The organism is Halopseudomonas yangmingensis, assembly GCF_900114825.1.
In the GTDB taxonomy this organism is placed as follows: domain Bacteria; phylum Pseudomonadota; class Gammaproteobacteria; order Pseudomonadales; family Pseudomonadaceae; genus Halopseudomonas; species Halopseudomonas yangmingensis.
Window position 1 is genome coordinate 39,537 of record NZ_FOUI01000001.1, and the last position, 17,023, is coordinate 56,559.

Consider the following 17,023-nt stretch of genomic DNA (forward strand, 5'->3'; position numbering starts at 1 on the left):
CTGCATGAGCCGTTTCTGGAGTCCCTTCGTCAAGGATCTGGTGCCCTATGTGCCGGGCGAACAGCCCAGGGTCGAGAACCTGGTCAAGCTGAATACCAACGAGAATCCCTACGGCCCCTCGCCCCGGGTGATCGAGGCGATCCGTGCCGAGCTGAACGACAGCCTGCGCCTGTATCCGGCGCCGAATGCCGATACTCTGAAGGCGGCGATTGCTGACCATTATGGTGTCGAGCCGAGCCAGGTGTTTGTTGGCAACGGCTCCGACGAGGTGCTGGCCCATGTGTTCCATGGCCTGTTCCAGCATGGCCGACCCTTGCTGTTTCCGGATATCACCTACAGCTTCTATCCGGTGTATTGCGGCCTGTATGGCATTCAGGGCCAGCCGGTGCCGCTGGCCGAGGACTTCACCCTGCGGGTTGAGGATTATCGCCAGCCAAATGGCGGCATCATCTTCCCCAACCCGAATGCACCGACCGGTGTGCTGCTCGGGCTGGAGCAGGTTGAGGCGATTGTTGCGGCCAATCCGGAGTCGGTAGTGGTGGTAGACGAGGCCTATATCGACTTCGGTGGCGAGACGGCCATCAGTCTGGTTGGCCGCTACGACAACCTGCTGGTGACCCAGACGCTGTCCAAGTCACGCTCGCTGGCCGGCCTGCGCGTCGGTCTGGCGGTCGGGCATGCGGACCTGATTGAGGCGCTGGAGCGGATCAAGAACAGCTTCAATTCCTACCCGCTGGATCGTCTGGCGATTGTCGGGGCGGTAGCGGCCTTTGAGGATCACGACTGGTTCGAGCAGACCCGTCAGGCGGTGATCGCCAGCCGCCAGCGTCTTACTGCCGAATTGGCTGAGCTTGGCTTTGACGTGTTGCCGTCGGCAGCCAACTTCATCTTTGCCCGACACCCGCAGCATGACGCCGCCACCCTGGCCCAGGGGCTGCGCGAGCATAAGGTCATAGTGCGGCACTTCCGTGCGGCGCGTATCGAGCAGTTCCTGCGCATTACCATTGGCAACGAGGCACAGAACAAGGCCTTGCTGGCGGCGCTGCGGGAGTTGTTGGCGGACTGAGGCGAGAGGCTTGCATCAGTCTGCCATGAGCGCAGGCTGTGTGGCTGTATTATGGTGAAATGCAGGCAACAAAAAAGGCGATTCAGCTGCGGCTGAATCGCCTTTCTTTAATGTGGTTGCGGGGGCAGGATTTGAACCTACGACCTTCGGGTTATGAGCCCGACGAGCTACCAGACTGCTCCACCCCGCGTCAGAGGTGGCCATTCTATGGATTTTCAGGCTGCCGTCAAGGATTTATTTTGATTTCCATCTATTTAGCCTCACCCGTCAGGCTGAGTCGGAAAGTGCTGACTATGTGCTATCGTTGGCATTAATGCCTTGCCCCTGGTTGGTCTGACCTTATGGCACATAATAATTCCAATACCGATAGTCAGCCTGATGCGCACCGGTTTTCCGCTGGCCGTTACTTGCAGCGCTGGAATGCCGAATTTGCTGACCCTGCGGTTGAACTGGTCTATCGCAAGCAGCGCGAGCCGCTCATGGTGCGGCAGTTACGCTATACCCTGCTGTTGTGGGCTTTGCTGTTTTTGCTGTTCATGTTGCCGGACTGGCTGGCGCTGGGTGCTTCGCAGGCGTTTTTCTGGCTGGCAACCTATCGGCTGGTATTTGTTGCCTGTCTGCTGGGCGGGGTCTTGCTGCTCAACAAATATCCGGTTCTGGCTACCGATGGCCGTCTGGCCATGTGGCTGGCATTGCTGGGACATCCGTTCTTTTTCCTGTATTTCGTGCTGCGGCCGGACGTAACCGCCTGGATTCTTGGCGTGATCATGGTGTTGCAGATATCCGTGTTTCTCTATCTGCCCGGGCGGGTTGGGCTTTCGCTGTGGGTAGCCCTGTTTGGCTGGGCCGGATCGCTGGCCACTCTTGCAGCCCTGGGGATGGGCCCTGCCAAGCTGGTTGGTGTTGCCTTTGTGCTGGCCTTGCCGGCCGTGGTGGGGTACTACACGGCATTGCGATTGGAGCGCATGTTAAGGGGTGAATATAGCCTGAGACAGCAGGTGATGAGCAGTAATGCTGAATTGCGAGCCGAAATCGAGCGGCGCAAGGCGCTTGAGGCCGAACTGGAGCGTCAGGCCACAACAGATCCACTGACCGGGCTCTGTAATCGCCGGCACTATGAAGCGTTGTACGAGCGTGAGCTGAATCGTTGCAGGCGTCAGGGGACTGGCTTGTCGATAGCCATGCTGGATCTGGATCACTTCAAGTCAGTCAATGATACCCACGGGCATGAGGTGGGGGACCAGGCGCTGGTGCATACGGCAGAGATACTGCGCGCCGGCTTGCGTTGCTCTGATGTGGTGGGTCGCTTTGGTGGTGAGGAGTTTATTCTGATGCTGCCCGATACACCGCTTGAGCAGGCCAGGGTGGTCGTGGAGCGGGTCATGCAGACCCTGCGCAGCTATCCGTTGTCAGGGGTTGAAGGTGGTGTGCGGATTACCGCTACGGTGGCGCTGACCGAGGTCAAGGACACTGACGGTAATTTGTCGGATACTTTAAAGCGGGTGGATGTTGCTTTGTATCAGGGCAAGGCTGCCGGGCGCGATCAGTTGGTGCTGTCCTGATCGTATGCCAGAAACCAGACAGTGAACTGCTGAGGGCTTGCAATGCGGCCGGCTGCGGAAACGCTGGTTTCACAATTATGTTCGAATGCTGGTGATCAGGCTTCCTTGAAGGGACCCGAATGGCGAATATCACTCTGGCGCGGAGAGTTTCTCGACCCGCGCACTGAGACGGCCTACCGTCAGCATGTGAGCAGCATCACGGCGTTGCAGTTGCGCTGGGGATTGGCTGTTTGGGCATTGTTGCTGCTGGTTTTTGCTCTGCCGGATTATTCCGCTCTGGGATGGTCTACCGACTTTGTTCTGTTGCTGGTCATGCGTCTTGCTGTGGTGGGCTGTATTGGCCTGTTGTACTTGCAGGTGCGGCGCACACCCATGCATGCGGTCAATGGCGTGCTGACAACCCTGGTCGAACTGATAGGTCTGGCCGGTTTTATGCTGGTGTTCTTTCTAAGGCCAGAGATCGTCGGTTGGACTTTTGTGGTTGTTTTGCTGATGCTGTTCACCTTGTTTGTCGCCATTCCCAACCGCCTGGGTATGGCGCTGGCGGTGGCTCTTTTTGGGGCAATAATAACTCTGGTGGCGATGCATCTGGTGCGTCCGCGAGAGCTGTTGGAACTGCTGGCTCTGTTTTTGATGTTGTTGTTTCCGGTTGCTACAGGCTGGATCAGTGCCTGGCGGGTACAGGTGCTGCAGCGCCAGCAATATGCCTTGATGACGTTAACCCTGCGCAGTAATCGCCAGTTGCAGGACGAGGTAGAGCAGCGACGGCTGCTGCAACAGCAGTTGCAGCGCCAGGCCAGTACCGATGCGCTGACCGGGCTGTATAACCGACATGAGTACGAGCGCCTGTTCGCCCATGAGCTGGCGCGCAGCCTGCGTGAACAGCGGCCGCTGAGTCTGGCGATTCTCGATCTGGATCATTTCAAACGGGTGAACGACACCCATGGCCATGCGGCGGGCGATGAAGTGCTTCGCCGGGTGGCCCGGCTGTGCCGGGATAATTTCCGTGCAGTGGATATTGTCGGACGGCTGGGTGGCGAGGAGTTTGTCGTGCTGTTGCCGGATACCTCATTGGCTCAGGCGGGTGAGGTGGCGCAACGGGTGTTGGAGCAGTTGCGAGTAACGCCGATAGAGGTTGGAGAGGCGGTATTGCAGGTTACGGCGACGCTGGGCCTGACCCAATTGCAGCCTGATGAACGGCAGCTGGATAGTCTGTTGCAGCGTGCTGACCAGGCGCTGTATGCCGGCAAGGCGGCGGGGCGTGACCGGGTCGTGCTGGTGCAGGCCGATGGCAGCATGCAGATGTTGGTGGGCTGAGCCGGTTGCTATGATGCGCGCATGCGCAAGATTATCCACATAGACTGCGATTGTTTCTTTGCCGCGCTGGAAATGCGCGACGACCCGCGCCTGCGCGGGCGTCCGCTGGCGGTCGGTGGTGACCCCGGCAAGCGCGGGGTGGTTGCCACCTGCAACTACGAGGCGCGGGCCTATGGGGTGCGTTCGGCAATGGCCTCGGCACATGCGCGCAAGCTGTGTCCGGGGTTATTGATAGTGCCGCCGCGTATGGCGGTGTACCGCGAAGTATCTCTGGTGATCCACGCCATCATGCTGGAATACAGCGAGCTGCTCGAGCCGGTATCGCTGGATGAAGCCTATCTGGACGTCACCGACAGCCGTGCCTGCCGCGGCAGTGCCACCCTGATCGCCGAGGAAATCCGTCGCCGGGTGCGCGAGACCCTGGGTATTACCGTGTCAGCCGGGGTGGCGCCGAACCGTTTTCTGGCCAAGATTGCCAGCGACTGGAACAAGCCGGACGGCATCAAGGTGATTCTGCCCGAGCAGGTGGATGCCTTTGTCGCGGCGCTGCCGGTGGATCGGCTGCACGGGGTGGGCAAGGTCACGGCGGCGCGTCTGCATGCGCTGGGGGTGGATAGCTGTGGCGAGCTGCGGGTCTGGCAGCGTGAGCAGCTGCTGCGCGAGTTCGGTCGATTCGGTGAGCGGCTGTGGGAGCTGGCGCGGGGTATTGATGAGCGGCCGATGCAGGTCGAGCGCCGGCGCCAGTCGGTGAGTGTCGAGCATACCTTCGAGCGCGATCTGCCGGATCTGGCCGCTTGCCTGCAGGCCTTGCCGCCCCTGCTGGAGCAGTTGGCGCAACGACTGGGTCGGCTGCCCGAGCATTACCGGGCGTGCAAACCCTTTATCAAGCTGAAATTCGACGATTTTACCCAGACCACCCTGGAACAGGCCGGTGCGGCGATGACCCCGCAGGGCTATGCCGAGCTGTGCCGCCAGGCCTGGCCGCGCGGCGCGCGACCGGTGCGACTGATCGGCGTCGGGGTGCGGCTGGACAGCAACCTCACGCCGCTCGGTGAGCAGCTGTCACTGTTCGACTGAACTGCAGGCCGGGCACAGGTGCTGCTGCTCGCGCTGACGCCAACCCAGCTCGGCAATCCGCACGCGGGCCTTTTGCTGGCGGGTTGGCAGGTCATCGCTGTCCTCGGCGAGGAACTCGAAGGCCTGACTGGCAGCACACTGGTCACAGTTCACCGACCAGCCAAGAATTACCGAGTTGCTCAGATCCGGGCCGCTGGCCTGTGCGCTCCATTGGCCGGGCGGGTTGATCAGCTGGCGCACGCTTTCGACGCTCAGCAGCATGTCGAGGTTCTGACTGCCGCGCAGGGTACAGATCACCTGATCGCCCTTTTGTGGCGCGCCACCGTGGCCGGTCAGCTGGTAGCGACCGGGCGCCAGGGTGCGGCATTCGACCAGGGTATGGGCGGCAGTCAGGCTGCTGCGGCGAAAGTCGTGACGGGCCATGGATGGGCTCCTGCAAGGGGGAAGGCTGGCATGATACTGCATGTGCGGATAAGGCAGAGCCGGGATGCGCCATCAGTCTCGGTGTTGGTGCTGCATTTCTGACCTGTCAGTCGCCTATCATGTGGAGTTATCCCCTCAGGGAAACGCTGATCAAATAGCTGCTGTGCCAACGCAGCACCCGATGACCTGTTCCGGACACGCTGTAAATACGTCCCTGTAAGCTCGGCGATGCCCGTCCAGGGCATCGACGGTCCGCAACAGGTCAGCGGCTACCGCGTTCCTAAAGGTAGTGCAATTGATCAGCGTTTCCTGGTCGGGCAGCAATGACTTGACGACAACAACGGAGAAAAGACATGGGCGTGATGAATCTGTTTGATCTGACCGGCAAGGTGGCCCTGATCACCGGCGGCACCAAGGGGCTGGGCCTGCAGATGGCCGAGGCTTTTGGCGAGATGGGGGCCAAGGTATTTATCAGTGCCCGCAATGCCGAGGAGGTGCAGCAAGTGGTGGCGCGCCTGAAAGCTTCGGATATCGAGGCAGCCGGTATTGCCTGTGATCTGGGCAAGCTGGACAGCAACCCGGTGCAGGCCCTGGTAGATGCGGTGGAGCAGGCCTTTGGCACCGTCGACATTCTGGTCAACAATGCCGGCACCACCTGGGGCGAGCCGGCGGAGACGCACAGCTATGCCGGCTGGCAGAAAGTCATGACGCTTAACGTCGATGTGTGTTTCCTGGTGGCTCAGGAAGTGGCGCGGCGCTTCATGATTCCGCGGCGCAGCGGCAAGATCATCAATATCGCCTCGATTGCCGGTCTCAAGGGCAACCGACCGAATACCGGTGTACACACAGCGGCCTATAACACCAGCAAGGCGGCGGCGATCAATCTGACCCGCGTGCTGGCGGGTGAGTGGGGTGCCTATAACATCAATGTGAATGCTATCTGTCCGGGCTATTTCCCGACCAAGCTGGCCAAGGGGCTGGATCATGTGGCGGATATGATCAAGCAGGGCACCCCGCTGGGCCGGGTGGGTGGCGATGATGATATCAAGGGCGCGGCGGTATTCTTCGCCTCCGAGGCTTCCCGGCACGTCACCGGTCAGGCGCTGGCGGTGGATGGCGGCAACTCGGTGGTGTGATCGACAGACTGCGCCGGGGTAATCCCTCAGCGCAGTTTTTCCAGCAGTTCGCGGGCGGCCTGCTCGATGGCCGTACGGTGGGTTTCCTCCAGCTGCATCATCAGCTGTTCGAATGCCAGCCGCTGCTCACGGGGCAGATCCTTCCAGGCCTGGTGAGTAGGGATGTGTGCGGTGGCATCGTAGATCAGGCTGAAGATGCCGTCGGGCAGGCTGCTGCGTTGCTTGCCTTGATAGTTGTCCAGCAGCACCTTGATGCGGATGCAGCCTTCAATCAGTGGCAGCTGCTCATCCAGCAGGCTACCGGCCAGAATCCGCAGGTCTTCCTGCAGTCTGTGGTTGCGCGCTTGAAGTTGTTCGCGGTTGTGTGCTTCGCGGCGCCATACCTGACGCCAGAGTTGCCAGGCGTACAGGCCCAGCCCACCAATAATCAGTCCGCCAGCCAGCAGCAGCCAAAATGTACTACTCATGTGTCAGCGCAGCCTCAGGTTGTCAGGGTTCAGCGTGCCGCGTTGCTCCAGATTGAGTCGCGGAGCCATCCACAGTCCGGTACGTATGTGTCCGTCAACGCGGTATTCGATGGGTTGCTGCTGGTCCACAAGGCGTATCAGGTCGCCAATGTGACGCCACAGGTTGGAGCGCACCTCTATATCGAAATACTCCGATCCGTAAGCCGGGACGTTGAAGTGCCGGTCGGATACGCCGGTGGCCAGTCGGGCATCGTTCAGGTGGATCTGGTACTGCATGCCTCGAATCGGCAGTGCTCGCGGGTTGGGATTGTCTACCCGCAGGCGAACCCGGAACTGCTGCTCCCACAGATTGCCCTTGAGCATCTGTACGTCAGCCAGACGCACATCCGGCTTGTCCCAGTGACCGCCAATACTGGCGCAACCGGTGAGCCACAGGCAGAGCATCAGGGTGCCAAGTGCCGGAGTTATTCGAAACATGCTGTTCCTCCCTGTCGGGGTGCCTGCTGTTGTTGTCTGGCAACCGCCGGATGTCCATACTACCTGCAATTGCAACAGAGGGAGTGTGCCATGTCTGGATTACAGGTGATTTTTTCCGGCGAATTGTTGCCGGGGCAGTCCTTGGTCGAAGTGCGTGCGCGCATCGGTCAGCTGTTCCGTGTTGATGGTGAACGGCTGGACCAGCTGTTTTCCGGGCGGCGTATGGTGATCAAGCAGGGGCTGGATGCCGAGGCTGCCGAGAAGTACCGGCAGGCCATCGAGCGGGCCGGTGCCCGTTGCCTGATCGAGCCACTCGAGTCGCAGCTGGAAGCTCCAGTGCCTGCAATTCCTGCAGCACCGGAGGCCAGTGCAGCGACGACCCCCGCCCTCAGTGGTGAACGGCTGCAGGTGATACCGCGTGACGAGTATATGGCGGCCTTTGCCCATGTCGATGCGCCGGCGCTGGATGTGGCCCCGGTTGGCGCTGACATGCAGGATGAGTACGTTGAACCTGTACCCCTGCCGTTGGATCTGTCGGCTTTCAGCGTGGCCCCGGTTGGCGCTGATATGGGTGAGTTGCCACGCCCACAGGCTGATCAGGTGCCTTCCACTGACCACCTGTCACTGGATGACTCGCACTGATTATTCAGTTCAGGCGAGGTTGCCGGTTTTCCATTTAATTGTCCGGAGATGTGATGACTGAGGTTCACGGCAGTATTGAGCCACGTTTTGACTCGGTACGGGCGCTGTTTGCCCGGCAGCAGTCTGATGATCAGGCGCGAGGCGCGGCCTTGTGTGTGACCGTCGGCGATCAGGTGGTGATTGATCTCTGGCAGGGTGTAACCGACAAGGACAATAGCCAGCCCTGGCAGCGTGACACCCTGGTCAACGTGTTCTCCTGCACCAAGCCGCTGGGTGCCGTGGCGCTGTTGCAGCAGGTCGAGGCCGGCAAGCTGGGGCTGGATCAGCCGCTGGCTGAGGTCTGGCCGGCGTTTGCTACCGCCGGCAAGCAGCAGATTACCTTGCGTCAGGTGCTGGCGCACCGCTCCGGACTGTCGGCGATCAGTCAGCCGTTGCCGCCCGAGGCGCTGTTTGACTGGCCGGCGATGGCTGGCGCATTGGCCGCCCAGCAACCCTGGTGGGAGCCGGACACGGATCATGGTTACGCACCGGTAACCTATGCCTGGCTGCTGGGTGAGCCGCTACGCCGGCTGACCGGCAAACGGCCAGGGCAGGCGATTGCCGATAGCATCTGCACGCCACTGGGCATGGATTTCTTTGTCGGGGTGCCGGACAGCGAGCTGTCGCGGATTGCCCTGGTCTCGCGCTTGCGTAACCAGTATGGCGACCAGTATGCCCGAGCGCTGTTTGCCGCGATGATCGATCCGCAGAGCCTGGCCGGCAAGGCCTTTGGCAATCCGGTGAGCATGATGACCAGCACCAACACCCGGGACTGGCAGCAGGCCGATATCCTGTCCGCCAACGGCACCGGCAACGCCCGATCGCTGGCGCGTTTCTGGCAGGTTATGGCACATGACGGCGCGCTGGGTGAGCTGAAGCTGCTGGATGCACAACTGGTGCAGCAGATGCGCTGCGAGCACAGTGTCGGCATGGATCGCACCCTGCTGGCGCCGACCCGCTTTGGTCTGGGGGTGATGCTCGACCAGGCCTGGGAGGGTGGCGGTTTCGGTATGGGAGCGAATGCCTGGGGGCATCCGGGTGCCGGTGGCGCGCTGGGTTTCTGCGATCCGGACCGACGACTGGGCTTTGGCTACGTGACCAATACCATGGGTCCCTATGTGTTGATGGACCCGCGGGCACGGGCACTCAGCCGTGAGGTAGAGCGCTGCCTGCAAGCAATTGACTGACCCTGATTCCCTTACTGCGAGTAATTCTGATGAAACCGACGATTGCCGATCTGCGCCGTGACTATACCCGTGACGGACTGCTGGAAGACCAGACGCCTGAACAACCGATGAGCCTGTTTGCTCGCTGGTTTGAACAAGCGGTGGAAACCGAGACTACCGAGCCGAACGCGATGATGCTGGCCACTGTGGATGCCGATGGCCAGCCGCACCTGCGGACCCTGCTGCTGAAGGGCTTTGATGAGCGTGGTCTGGTGTTTTTCAGTAACTACGACAGCGCCAAGGGGCGGCAGCTGGCAGGTAACCCGCGCGCGGCGATGAATTTCTGGTGGCATGACCTGGAACGCCAGGTGCGTATCGAAGGGCGGGTTGAGCGGGTCAGTGCCGAGGAGTCGGATGCCTACTACTTCAGCCGCCCGCTGGGCAGCCGGCTGGGTGCCTGGGCTTCACCGCAAAGCCAGGTAATTGCTGGGCGCAGCGTGATCGAGCAGCGCCTGCAGGAGGTTGAGCGCCAGTACGCCGACAGCGAGCCGCCGCGGCCGCCGCACTGGGGTGGCTATCGCCTGCTGCCGGAACTGGTGGAGTTCTGGCAGGGACGTCCCAGTCGCCTGCATGACCGTCTCAACTATCGGCTGGTCGAGGGTCGCTGGCTTCGCGAACGGCTGGCACCCTGAGGCATGGATAACACCAGTGCGCTGATTGAGCGCAATGCTGATCTGTTTGCCGGGCGCCGGGTGTTGCTTGCCGGTTTTGCCGACACCGCGGTGCTGTCTGCGGCGCCGGCGGACTGGCAGCTGTGGGGCTGGGATTATGCTGATTGCCAGGCCTTTACCCGCAGTCTCGGCGAGTCGGCGGTGTGTTTTTCCCATCTGGTGCCGGCGCTTGAGGCGCTGGATGCGGCCATCCTGCTGATGCCCAAGGCCATGGAGCGCGCCGCCTACGCGCTGGCGCAGCTGGCGCCGCTGCTGGGCAGTGGCAAGCCGCTGTATCTGATCGGCGAGAACAAGGGCGGCATCAAGCGTGCCGCCAGCCTGTTGCAGGCCCATGGCCAGACGCCGGTGAAGCTGGATGCGGCACGCCACTGCCAGCTCTGGCAGGTGCAGGTCGAGTCGCCGGCAACTTTCCAGCTGGATCAGTGGCAGCAGTGCAACCTGATCGAGCTGGCCGACCAGCATATCGATCTGATCAGCCTGCCCGGGGTGTTCAGCCATGGCCGGCTGGATGAGGGCAGTGCCCTGTTGCTGCAGGTGCCGGCGACCCTGCCGACCGGTCGGGTGCTGGATTTCGGCTGTGGTGCCGGGGTGCTCAGTGTGGCGCTGGCGCGGCGCAACCCGCAGTGCCATTTCGAATTGCTGGATGTCGATGCGTTGGCCCTGTGGTCGGCGCAGCAGACGCTGGAGCGTAACGGAGTCAACGCCCGGGTGCTGGCCTCGGATGGCCTGCAGGCGGTGCACGGCATGTATGCGGCGGTGGTCAGCAATCCACCGTTTCACACTGGGCTGCGCATGGATACCGGGATTGCCGAGCGCTTTTTCGAGGGGATCGGCAAGCACCTGCTGAGTGGCGGCGAGTTGCGTCTGGTAGCCAACGGTTTTTTGCGCTATCCGCCGCTGATCGAGGCGCATGTCGGACCTTGTCGGGTATTGCTGGAGAGCAGCCGGTTTCGCGTGTATTCGGCGCTGGCCGGTTGAACTGCCCGCGAGGGGCTGCTAAAGTCGCCGCCGTCGTGGGGGAGTAGTCTGTCCGCAAGCCATGCGGACGTGCACGTCAACATAATCGGCCAGCAGGCCGTGGCGTGTGCAACCGGGTTCCCAGCCCGGTCTGACGAGACCTGTGACACGGTTGCGGCTGCCTGGGGGCGGGTCTGCGCCCGTGTCATTGGTATTCGTATCCCGCCCCCTGCGGACTTTCCATGGAAGCTTTGCTGATCTCTACTGCGCTGGTCACCCTGGCCGAGCTGGGTGACAAGACCCAGTTGCTCGCCCTGTTGCTCGCCGCACGTTTCCGTCGACCCTGGCCGATCATTGCCGGCATTCTGCTGGCGACCCTGGCCAACCATGCGCTGGCGGCTGCGGTTGGCCACTGGCTGGGCAATCTGCTGGACGGTTTCTGGGGGCAGCTGCTGCTGGCACTGAGTTTTGTCGCGGTAGCCCTGTGGGCGCTGGTCCCGGACCGGCTGGAGGAGGACGAACTGCCCAGAGTCAGCCTGCACGGGGTATTCATGGTCAGTCTGGTGGCGTTTTTCCTGGCCGAAATGGGCGACAAGACCCAGGTCGCCACCGTGATGCTGGCGGCGCGATTCGATGCCTGGTTGTGGGTGGTGGTGGGCACCACGCTGGGCATGCTGCTGGCCAACGTGCCGGTGGTGTTCCTCGGGCATGCCGCTGCCGCCCATTTGCCACTGCGACTGATTCGCCAGATCACCGCACTGGCGTTCCTGCTGCTGGGCCTGTATGCCGGCTGGCTGGCCTGGTTGAGCTGGGCGGGCGGCTGATCAGCGGGGCTTGCAGCACTGTTTGAACTTGCGTCCCGAGCCGCACGGGCAAGGCTCGTTGCGACCATGGTTGAGTGCCACGCCGGGGTCGATAAAGTACCAGCGCTGCTGTTTGCGCACGAAGGCCGAGTGTTCGCGGTGCGCCTGTGCCACGCCGCTGGCGTCGGCCCAGCGGGCGACGAACTGCACCTCGGCCTGATCGCCCTGTTCAACCGCCTGCGCCACCTCAAGTCCCAGCCACTGGCTGCTGCGGCTCCACTCGGCAATCGCCGCACTGTCCAGGCCGGATTGTTGGGCCGGCAGGGTGGTGGCGATCAGGTAATCGACCAGGCCCAGCGTATAGGCGCTGTAGCGTGAGCGCATCAGCGCCTCGGCGCTGGTTGCCGGCTGGCCCTGGTGCAGTGGCTGGCAGCAGGCGGCGTAGCTGTGGGGGCTGCCGCAGGGGCAGGGCGATTGCGGGTGCATGGCGGATTCCTGAAAGTCGCTGCGTTGTGGCTCGGTCAGGCGGGTATTTTCCGGCTATCATGCGCGCTGCACAATGGAGCCCGCATGCTGAATCAGGATCTCAAAGCGCAGATCCAGAACGCCTACCGGCAGTTTCTGGAGAGCAAATCCCTCAAGCCACGCTATGGCCAGCGACTGATGATCGCCGAAGTGGCGCGGCTGTTCGGTGGTGTCGAGCTGGATGCCGAGGGTCGGCGCAGCGGCGAGCCAGCGGTGGCAGTGGTCGAGGCCGGCACCGGCACCGGCAAGACCGTGGCCTATTGTCTGGCGGCCATTCCGATTGCCCGGGCGCTGGGCAAGCCGCTGGTGATTTCCACCGCCACCGTGGCCCTGCAGGAACAGATAGTGCTCAAGGACCTGCCGGACATCCAGCGCAATGCCGGGCTGGAATTTCGCTTTGCGCTGGCCAAGGGCCGTGGGCGCTATGTCTGCCTGTCGCGTCTGGATCAGCTGTTGCAGAGCAACCAGTCGCTGGCCAGCCAGCAGCAGGGGTTTGCCGAGGAAGGTTTTCGGCTGGATGTCGACGAGGCCGGGCTGCGCCTGTACACCAGCATGGTCGAGGCGCTGGGTGCCGGTCGCTGGGACGGTGAACGGGATTCCTGGCCGGAGGCACTGGAGGATCAGGACTGGTCGCGGCTGACCACCGACCATATCCAGTGCAGCAACCGGCGTTGCCCGCACTTCAACCAGTGTGTGTTCTACAAGGCCCGTGAGGGTGTGCAGAAGATCGATGTGATTGTCACCAATCATGATCTGGTACTGGCCGACCTTGCCCTCGGCGGTGGCGCCATCCTGCCCGACCCGCGTGACTGCCTGTATATCTTCGACGAAGGCCATCACCTGCCGGACAAGGCGATCAGCCACTTTGCCGAACATACGCGGATGGCTGCCACCGCCGACTGGCTGGATCAGCTGGACAAGAGCCTGACCAAGCTGCTGGCGCAGAATCCGTTGCCCGGCGAGTTCGGCCGCCTGCTGGAGCAGGTGCCGGAGCAGGCGCGCGGCCTGCGGCCGCACCAGCAGTTCATGCAGCAGGCCCTTGGCGAGGTCGCCGAATTCGCCAGCAGCGAGGACAACAGCGGCTATATCCGGCCCCAGCACCGCTTTGTCGACGGCGTGATTCCCGAGCATCTGCGTGACATGGCGCTGGAGCTGAAAGCCGGCTTCGGGCGTCTCAACGATTTGCTGCAGCGTCTGGTTGACCTGCTCAAGGGCGCACTGGATGGTGAGGCCACCGGGGTCGCCGAGCATCAGGCGCAGGACTGGTATCCGTTGTTCGGTGCCTTGCTCGCCCGTGCCGAGGGCAACTGGGGGCTGTGGACCCGCTTTGCCCTGCAGGACGAGCCGGAACGACCGCCGGCGGCGCGCTGGCTGACACTCACCGAGCAGAACGATATTGAAGTGCATGTCAGTCCGATTCTGGCTGCCGATACCCTGCGTCAGTCGCTGTGGAATCCGGCTTTTGCCGCCCTGGTGACCTCGGCCACCATTACCGCGCTGGGACGCTTTGACCGTTTTAGTCTGCGTGCCGGGTTGCCACGCAACACCGCCTTCTGTGTGGCGCCCAGTCCGTTCCGCTATGCCGAGTGTGGGGTGCTGCGCATCCCCGATATTGGCGCCGATCCGCGTGATGCCACGGCGCACAGCCTGGCGATGATCCGCGAGTTGCCCGTGATGCTGGATCAGGCGCCGGGTGCACTGGTGCTGTTTTCCGCACGGCGGCAGATGCTGGAGGTGTATGCCGGCCTACCGGCGGAGTTCCGTGAGCGGGTGCTGGTGCAGGGCGACCTGTCCAAGCAGGAGCTGATCCGCCAGCACCGGGCGCGGGTCGATGCCGGTCAGCCCAGTGTGATCTTCGGGCTGGCCAGCTTTGCCGAGGGCGTGGATCTGCCCGGCGCCTATTGTGAACACGTGGTGATTGCGCGGATTCCCTTTGCCGTACCGGATGATCCGGTGGAGGCGGCACTGAGTGAATGGATCGAGCGCAATGGCGGTAATCCCTTTATGGAAATCGCCGTGCCGGATGCCTGCCTGCGGCTGGTGCAGGCCTGCGGGCGGCTGTTGCGCACAGAGACGGATGCCGGGGTGATCAGCATTCTTGATCGGCGCCTGCTGACCCAGCGCTATGGCAAGGCAATTCTCGCCGCGCTGCCGCCATTTCGCCGTGAGTGAGCGGGTGCCCGGGCACTGCGGAGGGCGTATACTTGACGGCATTCGAGCCTGAACCGACTGGTCGGGACAGTGCGCACAAGGGTTGAAAGACAGCTGTGGAGACACCGATGACGGCACATGACGAGATTGAAATGAAGCGCCTGTACTGGCATAGCCGACGCGGCATGCTGGAGCTGGATGTGCTGCTGGTGCCCTTTCTGCAAGAGGCCTATCCGGGACTGGATGAGGCCGACAAGGCGCGTTACCGGCAATTGCTGGAGTGTGAGGATCAGGACATGTTTGGCTGGTTTATGCAGCGTGAGGAGCCGCAAGACCCTGATCTGCGTCGCATCGTACGGATGATCGTTGACCGTGTTCAGCCCAGCTGAAGGCCTGTTGCTGCAGCGTCGCCCGTCACCCCTGTTGGGTGGCGGCCTGTTGCTGTGTGTCCTGCTGGCGTTGCTGGCGCTGAGTCTGACGCGCCTGTCACTGCCGCTGCTATTGTGTCTTGGCGGGCTGCTGTTGTTGCAACTGGGCTGGCTGTGGCCGCGGCATGTCAGTCTGCGCCATGCCCGTGCGGTAACTGCACTGCGTTACGATGTGGCGGGCTGGCATGTGCTGCGCCGCGACGGATCGGAAACCGCCGCCACGCTGCTGCCCGATACCTGGGTCAGCGCACTGCTGACCGTGGTGCGGCTGCGTGAGACGGGTCGCTGGTGGTCACTGTCGGTGATTCTGCTGCCGGATGCCGCTGCCGCCGATGCGCTGCGCCGGTTGCGTCTGCGCCTGCGTTTCAGTCGTCAGCGCTGGGCGGCTGCAGAATAGTATCGCGGGCCTCTGCCAGCGTTTGCGGATAGTCCAGTGTGTAGTGCAGGCCACGGCTCTCGTGGCGCTGCATCGCCGAGCGGATAATCAGATCCGCCACCACCGCCAGGTTGCGCAGCTCCAGCAGGTCGCGGCTGACCCGGTAGTTGCTGTAGAACTCGTGGATTTCCGCCAGCAGCAGATCAACCCGGTGCTTGGCCCGGGTCAGGCGTTTGGTAGTGCGCACAATACCCACATAGTCCCACATGAAGCGCCGCAATTCGTCCCAGTTGTGCGAGATGATCACGTCCTCGTCAGAGTCGGTAACCTGGCTTTCATCCCATTGTGGCAGGGCCGTGGGCAGTAGATAGTCATCCAGTCGGGCGCTGATGTCGGCACTCGCACTGCGGCCGTAGACGATGCATTCGAGCAGCGAGTTGCTGGCCATCCGGTTGGCGCCGTGCAGCCCGGTAAAACTGCTCTCGCCGATCACATACAGGCCGTCGACGTCACTGCGCCCGTGCTGGTCAACCATCACTCCGCCACAGGTGTAGTGGGCCGCCGGTACCACCGGAATCGGCTGGTGGGTGATGTCGATGCCGTAGGACAGGCAGCGCTCGTAGACGGTCGGGAAGTGCTCGCGGATAAACTCTGCCGGCTTGTGGCTGATATCCAGATACACGCAGTCCAGACCCAGGCGCTTCATTTCATGGTCGATCGCACGGGCTACTATGTCGCGCGGGGCCAGCTCGCCACGCGGGTCGTGCCGGTCCATAAAACGCTTGCCGTTTGGCAACTTGAGCAGGGCGCCTTCACCGCGCAGCGCCTCGGTTACCAGAAAGCTCTTGGCCTGCGGATGGTACAGACAGGTCGGGTGAAACTGGGTGAACTCCATGTTGGCGACCCGGCAGCCGGCGCGCCAGGCCATGGCAATGCCGTCACCGCTGGCACTGTCGGGATTGCTGGTATACAGGTAGACCTTGCTGGCGCCACCGGTGGCCAGCACGCTGAAGCGCGCCGCCATGGTTTCCACATGGCCAGTGTCGCGGTTCAGCACATAGGCGCCAAGACAACGGTTGCCGCCGCGGCCGAGCTTGTGGCTGGTGATCAGGTCGACCGCCACGTAGTTGTCCAGCAGCTCGATATTGCTGCGCTCGCGGGTGCGTGCCAGCAGGGTATTGAAGATCGCCGCACCGGTGGCATCGGCAGCATGGATGATGCGCCGGTGGCTGTGGCCGCCCTCGCGGGTCAGGTGGAAATCCTCGCCCTCGCTGCCGTCCTGCTGGCGTTCGCGGGTAAAGGGCACGCCAAGCTCGATCAGCCAGCCGATCGAGGCGCGACTGTCGCTGACGATATGCCGCACTGCCGGTTCATGGCACAGGCCGGCCCCGGCAATCAGGGTGTCCTCGACGTGGCTGTCGACCGTGTCATGGTCATCCAGTACCGCAGCCACGCCACCCTGGGCCCAGTAGGTGGAGCCCTCGGACAGGCCTCCCTTGCTCAATACAGCGACCCGCAGTTGTGACGGCAGATTGAGTGCCAGGGTAAGACCGGCGGCACCGCTACCGATAATCAGGACGTCGTACTTGTGCTGGTTGTAGTCGCTGCTCATGCCGGGCTGCTTGCCTGCTGCTGTTTAGGCCCGGATCGGTCCGGGCAGGAATGTCGGCGCTAGTATAT

General features: G+C 62.5%; 18 protein-coding genes, 1 tRNA gene and 1 riboswitch. Of the genes, 13 read left to right on the forward strand and 6 right to left on the reverse strand.

The window, feature by feature from the left end:
• Positions 1–4: 4 nt before the first annotated feature.
• Complete coding sequence (gene hisC, locus BMZ23_RS00215; protein ID WP_093471171.1) at positions 5–1,066, forward strand: histidinol-phosphate transaminase; 1,062 nt, start codon at positions 5–7, stop codon at positions 1,064–1,066.
• 113 nt (positions 1,067–1,179) lie between these two features.
• Here hisC and BMZ23_RS00220 read toward each other — a convergent pair.
• Positions 1,180–1,256: transfer RNA gene (locus BMZ23_RS00220), tRNA-Met, on the reverse strand.
• A gap of 151 nt (positions 1,257–1,407) precedes the next feature.
• Here BMZ23_RS00220 and BMZ23_RS00225 point away from each other — a divergent pair.
• The 3 genes from BMZ23_RS00225 (at position 1,408) to dinB (ending at position 5,022) form a co-directional block, all read left to right on the forward strand.
• Positions 1,408–2,628 (forward strand): GGDEF domain-containing protein, encoded by a 1,221-nt coding sequence (locus BMZ23_RS00225; RefSeq protein WP_093471172.1) that lies wholly within the window; start codon positions 1,408–1,410, stop codon positions 2,626–2,628.
• Between the two features lie 105 nt (positions 2,629–2,733).
• Entirely contained in the window at positions 2,734–3,945 is a 1,212-nt protein-coding gene (locus BMZ23_RS00230; protein WP_177197177.1) for a GGDEF domain-containing protein, read from the forward strand.
• A gap of 21 nt (positions 3,946–3,966) precedes the next feature.
• Positions 3,967–5,022: a DNA polymerase IV gene (gene dinB / locus BMZ23_RS00235; RefSeq protein ID WP_093471174.1), complete on the forward strand. Its 1,056-nt coding sequence runs from the start codon at positions 3,967–3,969 to the stop codon at positions 5,020–5,022.
• Here dinB and BMZ23_RS00240 read toward each other — a convergent pair.
• A complete protein-coding gene (locus BMZ23_RS00240) occupies positions 5,008–5,445 on the reverse strand; it encodes a hypothetical protein (protein WP_093471175.1) in 438 nt (145 codons plus the stop codon). The two genes, dinB and BMZ23_RS00240, sit on opposite strands and share 15 nt — an antisense overlap.
• A gap of 353 nt (positions 5,446–5,798) precedes the next feature.
• Between BMZ23_RS00240 and BMZ23_RS00245 the strand changes: the two genes are divergently transcribed.
• Positions 5,799–6,581 (forward strand): SDR family oxidoreductase, encoded by a 783-nt coding sequence (locus BMZ23_RS00245; RefSeq protein WP_093471176.1) that lies wholly within the window; start codon positions 5,799–5,801, stop codon positions 6,579–6,581.
• A gap of 26 nt (positions 6,582–6,607) precedes the next feature.
• Here BMZ23_RS00245 and BMZ23_RS00250 read toward each other — a convergent pair whose 3' ends face one another.
• Both BMZ23_RS00250 and BMZ23_RS00255 read right to left on the reverse strand, forming a co-directional pair.
• Positions 6,608–7,048: a DUF2489 domain-containing protein gene (locus tag BMZ23_RS00250; protein WP_093471177.1), complete on the reverse strand. Its 441-nt coding sequence runs from the start codon at positions 7,046–7,048 to the stop codon at positions 6,608–6,610.
• Positions 7,049–7,051: 3 nt separating this feature from the next.
• Entirely contained in the window at positions 7,052–7,525 is a 474-nt protein-coding gene (locus BMZ23_RS00255) for an LEA/WHy family protein (protein WP_093471178.1), read from the reverse strand.
• Positions 7,526–7,615: 90 nt separating this feature from the next.
• Between BMZ23_RS00255 and BMZ23_RS00260 the strand changes: the two genes are divergently transcribed.
• The 5 genes from BMZ23_RS00260 (at position 7,616) to BMZ23_RS00280 (ending at position 11,884) form a co-directional block, all read left to right on the forward strand.
• On the forward strand, positions 7,616–8,167 hold the full coding sequence (locus BMZ23_RS00260) for a hypothetical protein (protein ID WP_093471179.1): 552 nt from the start codon (positions 7,616–7,618) through the stop codon (positions 8,165–8,167).
• Between the two features lie 53 nt (positions 8,168–8,220).
• Complete coding sequence (locus tag BMZ23_RS00265) at positions 8,221–9,393, forward strand: serine hydrolase domain-containing protein (protein WP_093471180.1); 1,173 nt, start codon at positions 8,221–8,223, stop codon at positions 9,391–9,393.
• Between the two features lie 29 nt (positions 9,394–9,422).
• Positions 9,423–10,064: a pyridoxamine 5'-phosphate oxidase gene (gene pdxH / locus BMZ23_RS00270; protein WP_093471181.1), complete on the forward strand. Its 642-nt coding sequence runs from the start codon at positions 9,423–9,425 to the stop codon at positions 10,062–10,064.
• Between the two features lie 3 nt (positions 10,065–10,067).
• Positions 10,068–11,081 carry a methyltransferase gene (locus tag BMZ23_RS00275; RefSeq protein ID WP_093471182.1) on the forward strand — a complete coding sequence of 338 codons (1,014 nt, stop codon included), beginning with the start codon at positions 10,068–10,070 and terminating at the stop codon, positions 11,079–11,081.
• Between the two features lie 26 nt (positions 11,082–11,107).
• Positions 11,108–11,288, forward strand: a riboswitch (yybP-ykoY riboswitch).
• A 14-nt stretch (positions 11,289–11,302) separates the two neighbouring features.
• Complete coding sequence (locus BMZ23_RS00280) at positions 11,303–11,884, forward strand: TMEM165/GDT1 family protein (RefSeq protein WP_093471183.1); 582 nt, start codon at positions 11,303–11,305, stop codon at positions 11,882–11,884.
• On the opposite strand, the gene BMZ23_RS00285 is transcribed toward BMZ23_RS00280, so the two are convergent.
• Positions 11,885–12,349: a YchJ family protein gene (locus tag BMZ23_RS00285; RefSeq protein ID WP_093471184.1), complete on the reverse strand. Its 465-nt coding sequence runs from the start codon at positions 12,347–12,349 to the stop codon at positions 11,885–11,887.
• 84 nt (positions 12,350–12,433) lie between these two features.
• On the opposite strand from BMZ23_RS00285, the gene dinG reads away from it, so the two are divergent.
• From dinG to BMZ23_RS00300, 3 genes are all read left to right on the forward strand, one after another.
• Positions 12,434–14,560, forward strand: coding sequence for an ATP-dependent DNA helicase DinG (gene dinG / locus BMZ23_RS00290; protein WP_093471185.1), 2,127 nt, complete (start codon positions 12,434–12,436; stop codon positions 14,558–14,560).
• A 107-nt stretch (positions 14,561–14,667) separates the two neighbouring features.
• Positions 14,668–14,928 (forward strand): FAD assembly factor SdhE, encoded by a 261-nt coding sequence (locus BMZ23_RS00295; protein WP_093471186.1) that lies wholly within the window; start codon positions 14,668–14,670, stop codon positions 14,926–14,928.
• Complete coding sequence (locus BMZ23_RS00300) at positions 14,912–15,364, forward strand: hypothetical protein (protein ID WP_093471187.1); 453 nt, start codon at positions 14,912–14,914, stop codon at positions 15,362–15,364. The genes BMZ23_RS00295 and BMZ23_RS00300 overlap by 17 nt, the downstream gene beginning before the upstream one ends.
• Here BMZ23_RS00300 and nadB read toward each other — a convergent pair.
• The gene (gene nadB / locus BMZ23_RS00305) at positions 15,333–16,955 is read right to left on the reverse strand and encodes an L-aspartate oxidase (protein WP_093471188.1); all 1,623 of its coding nucleotides are present in this window, start codon (positions 16,953–16,955) and stop codon (positions 15,333–15,335) included. The genes BMZ23_RS00300 and nadB overlap by 32 nt on opposite strands.
• Positions 16,956–17,023: the final 68 nt, after the last annotated feature.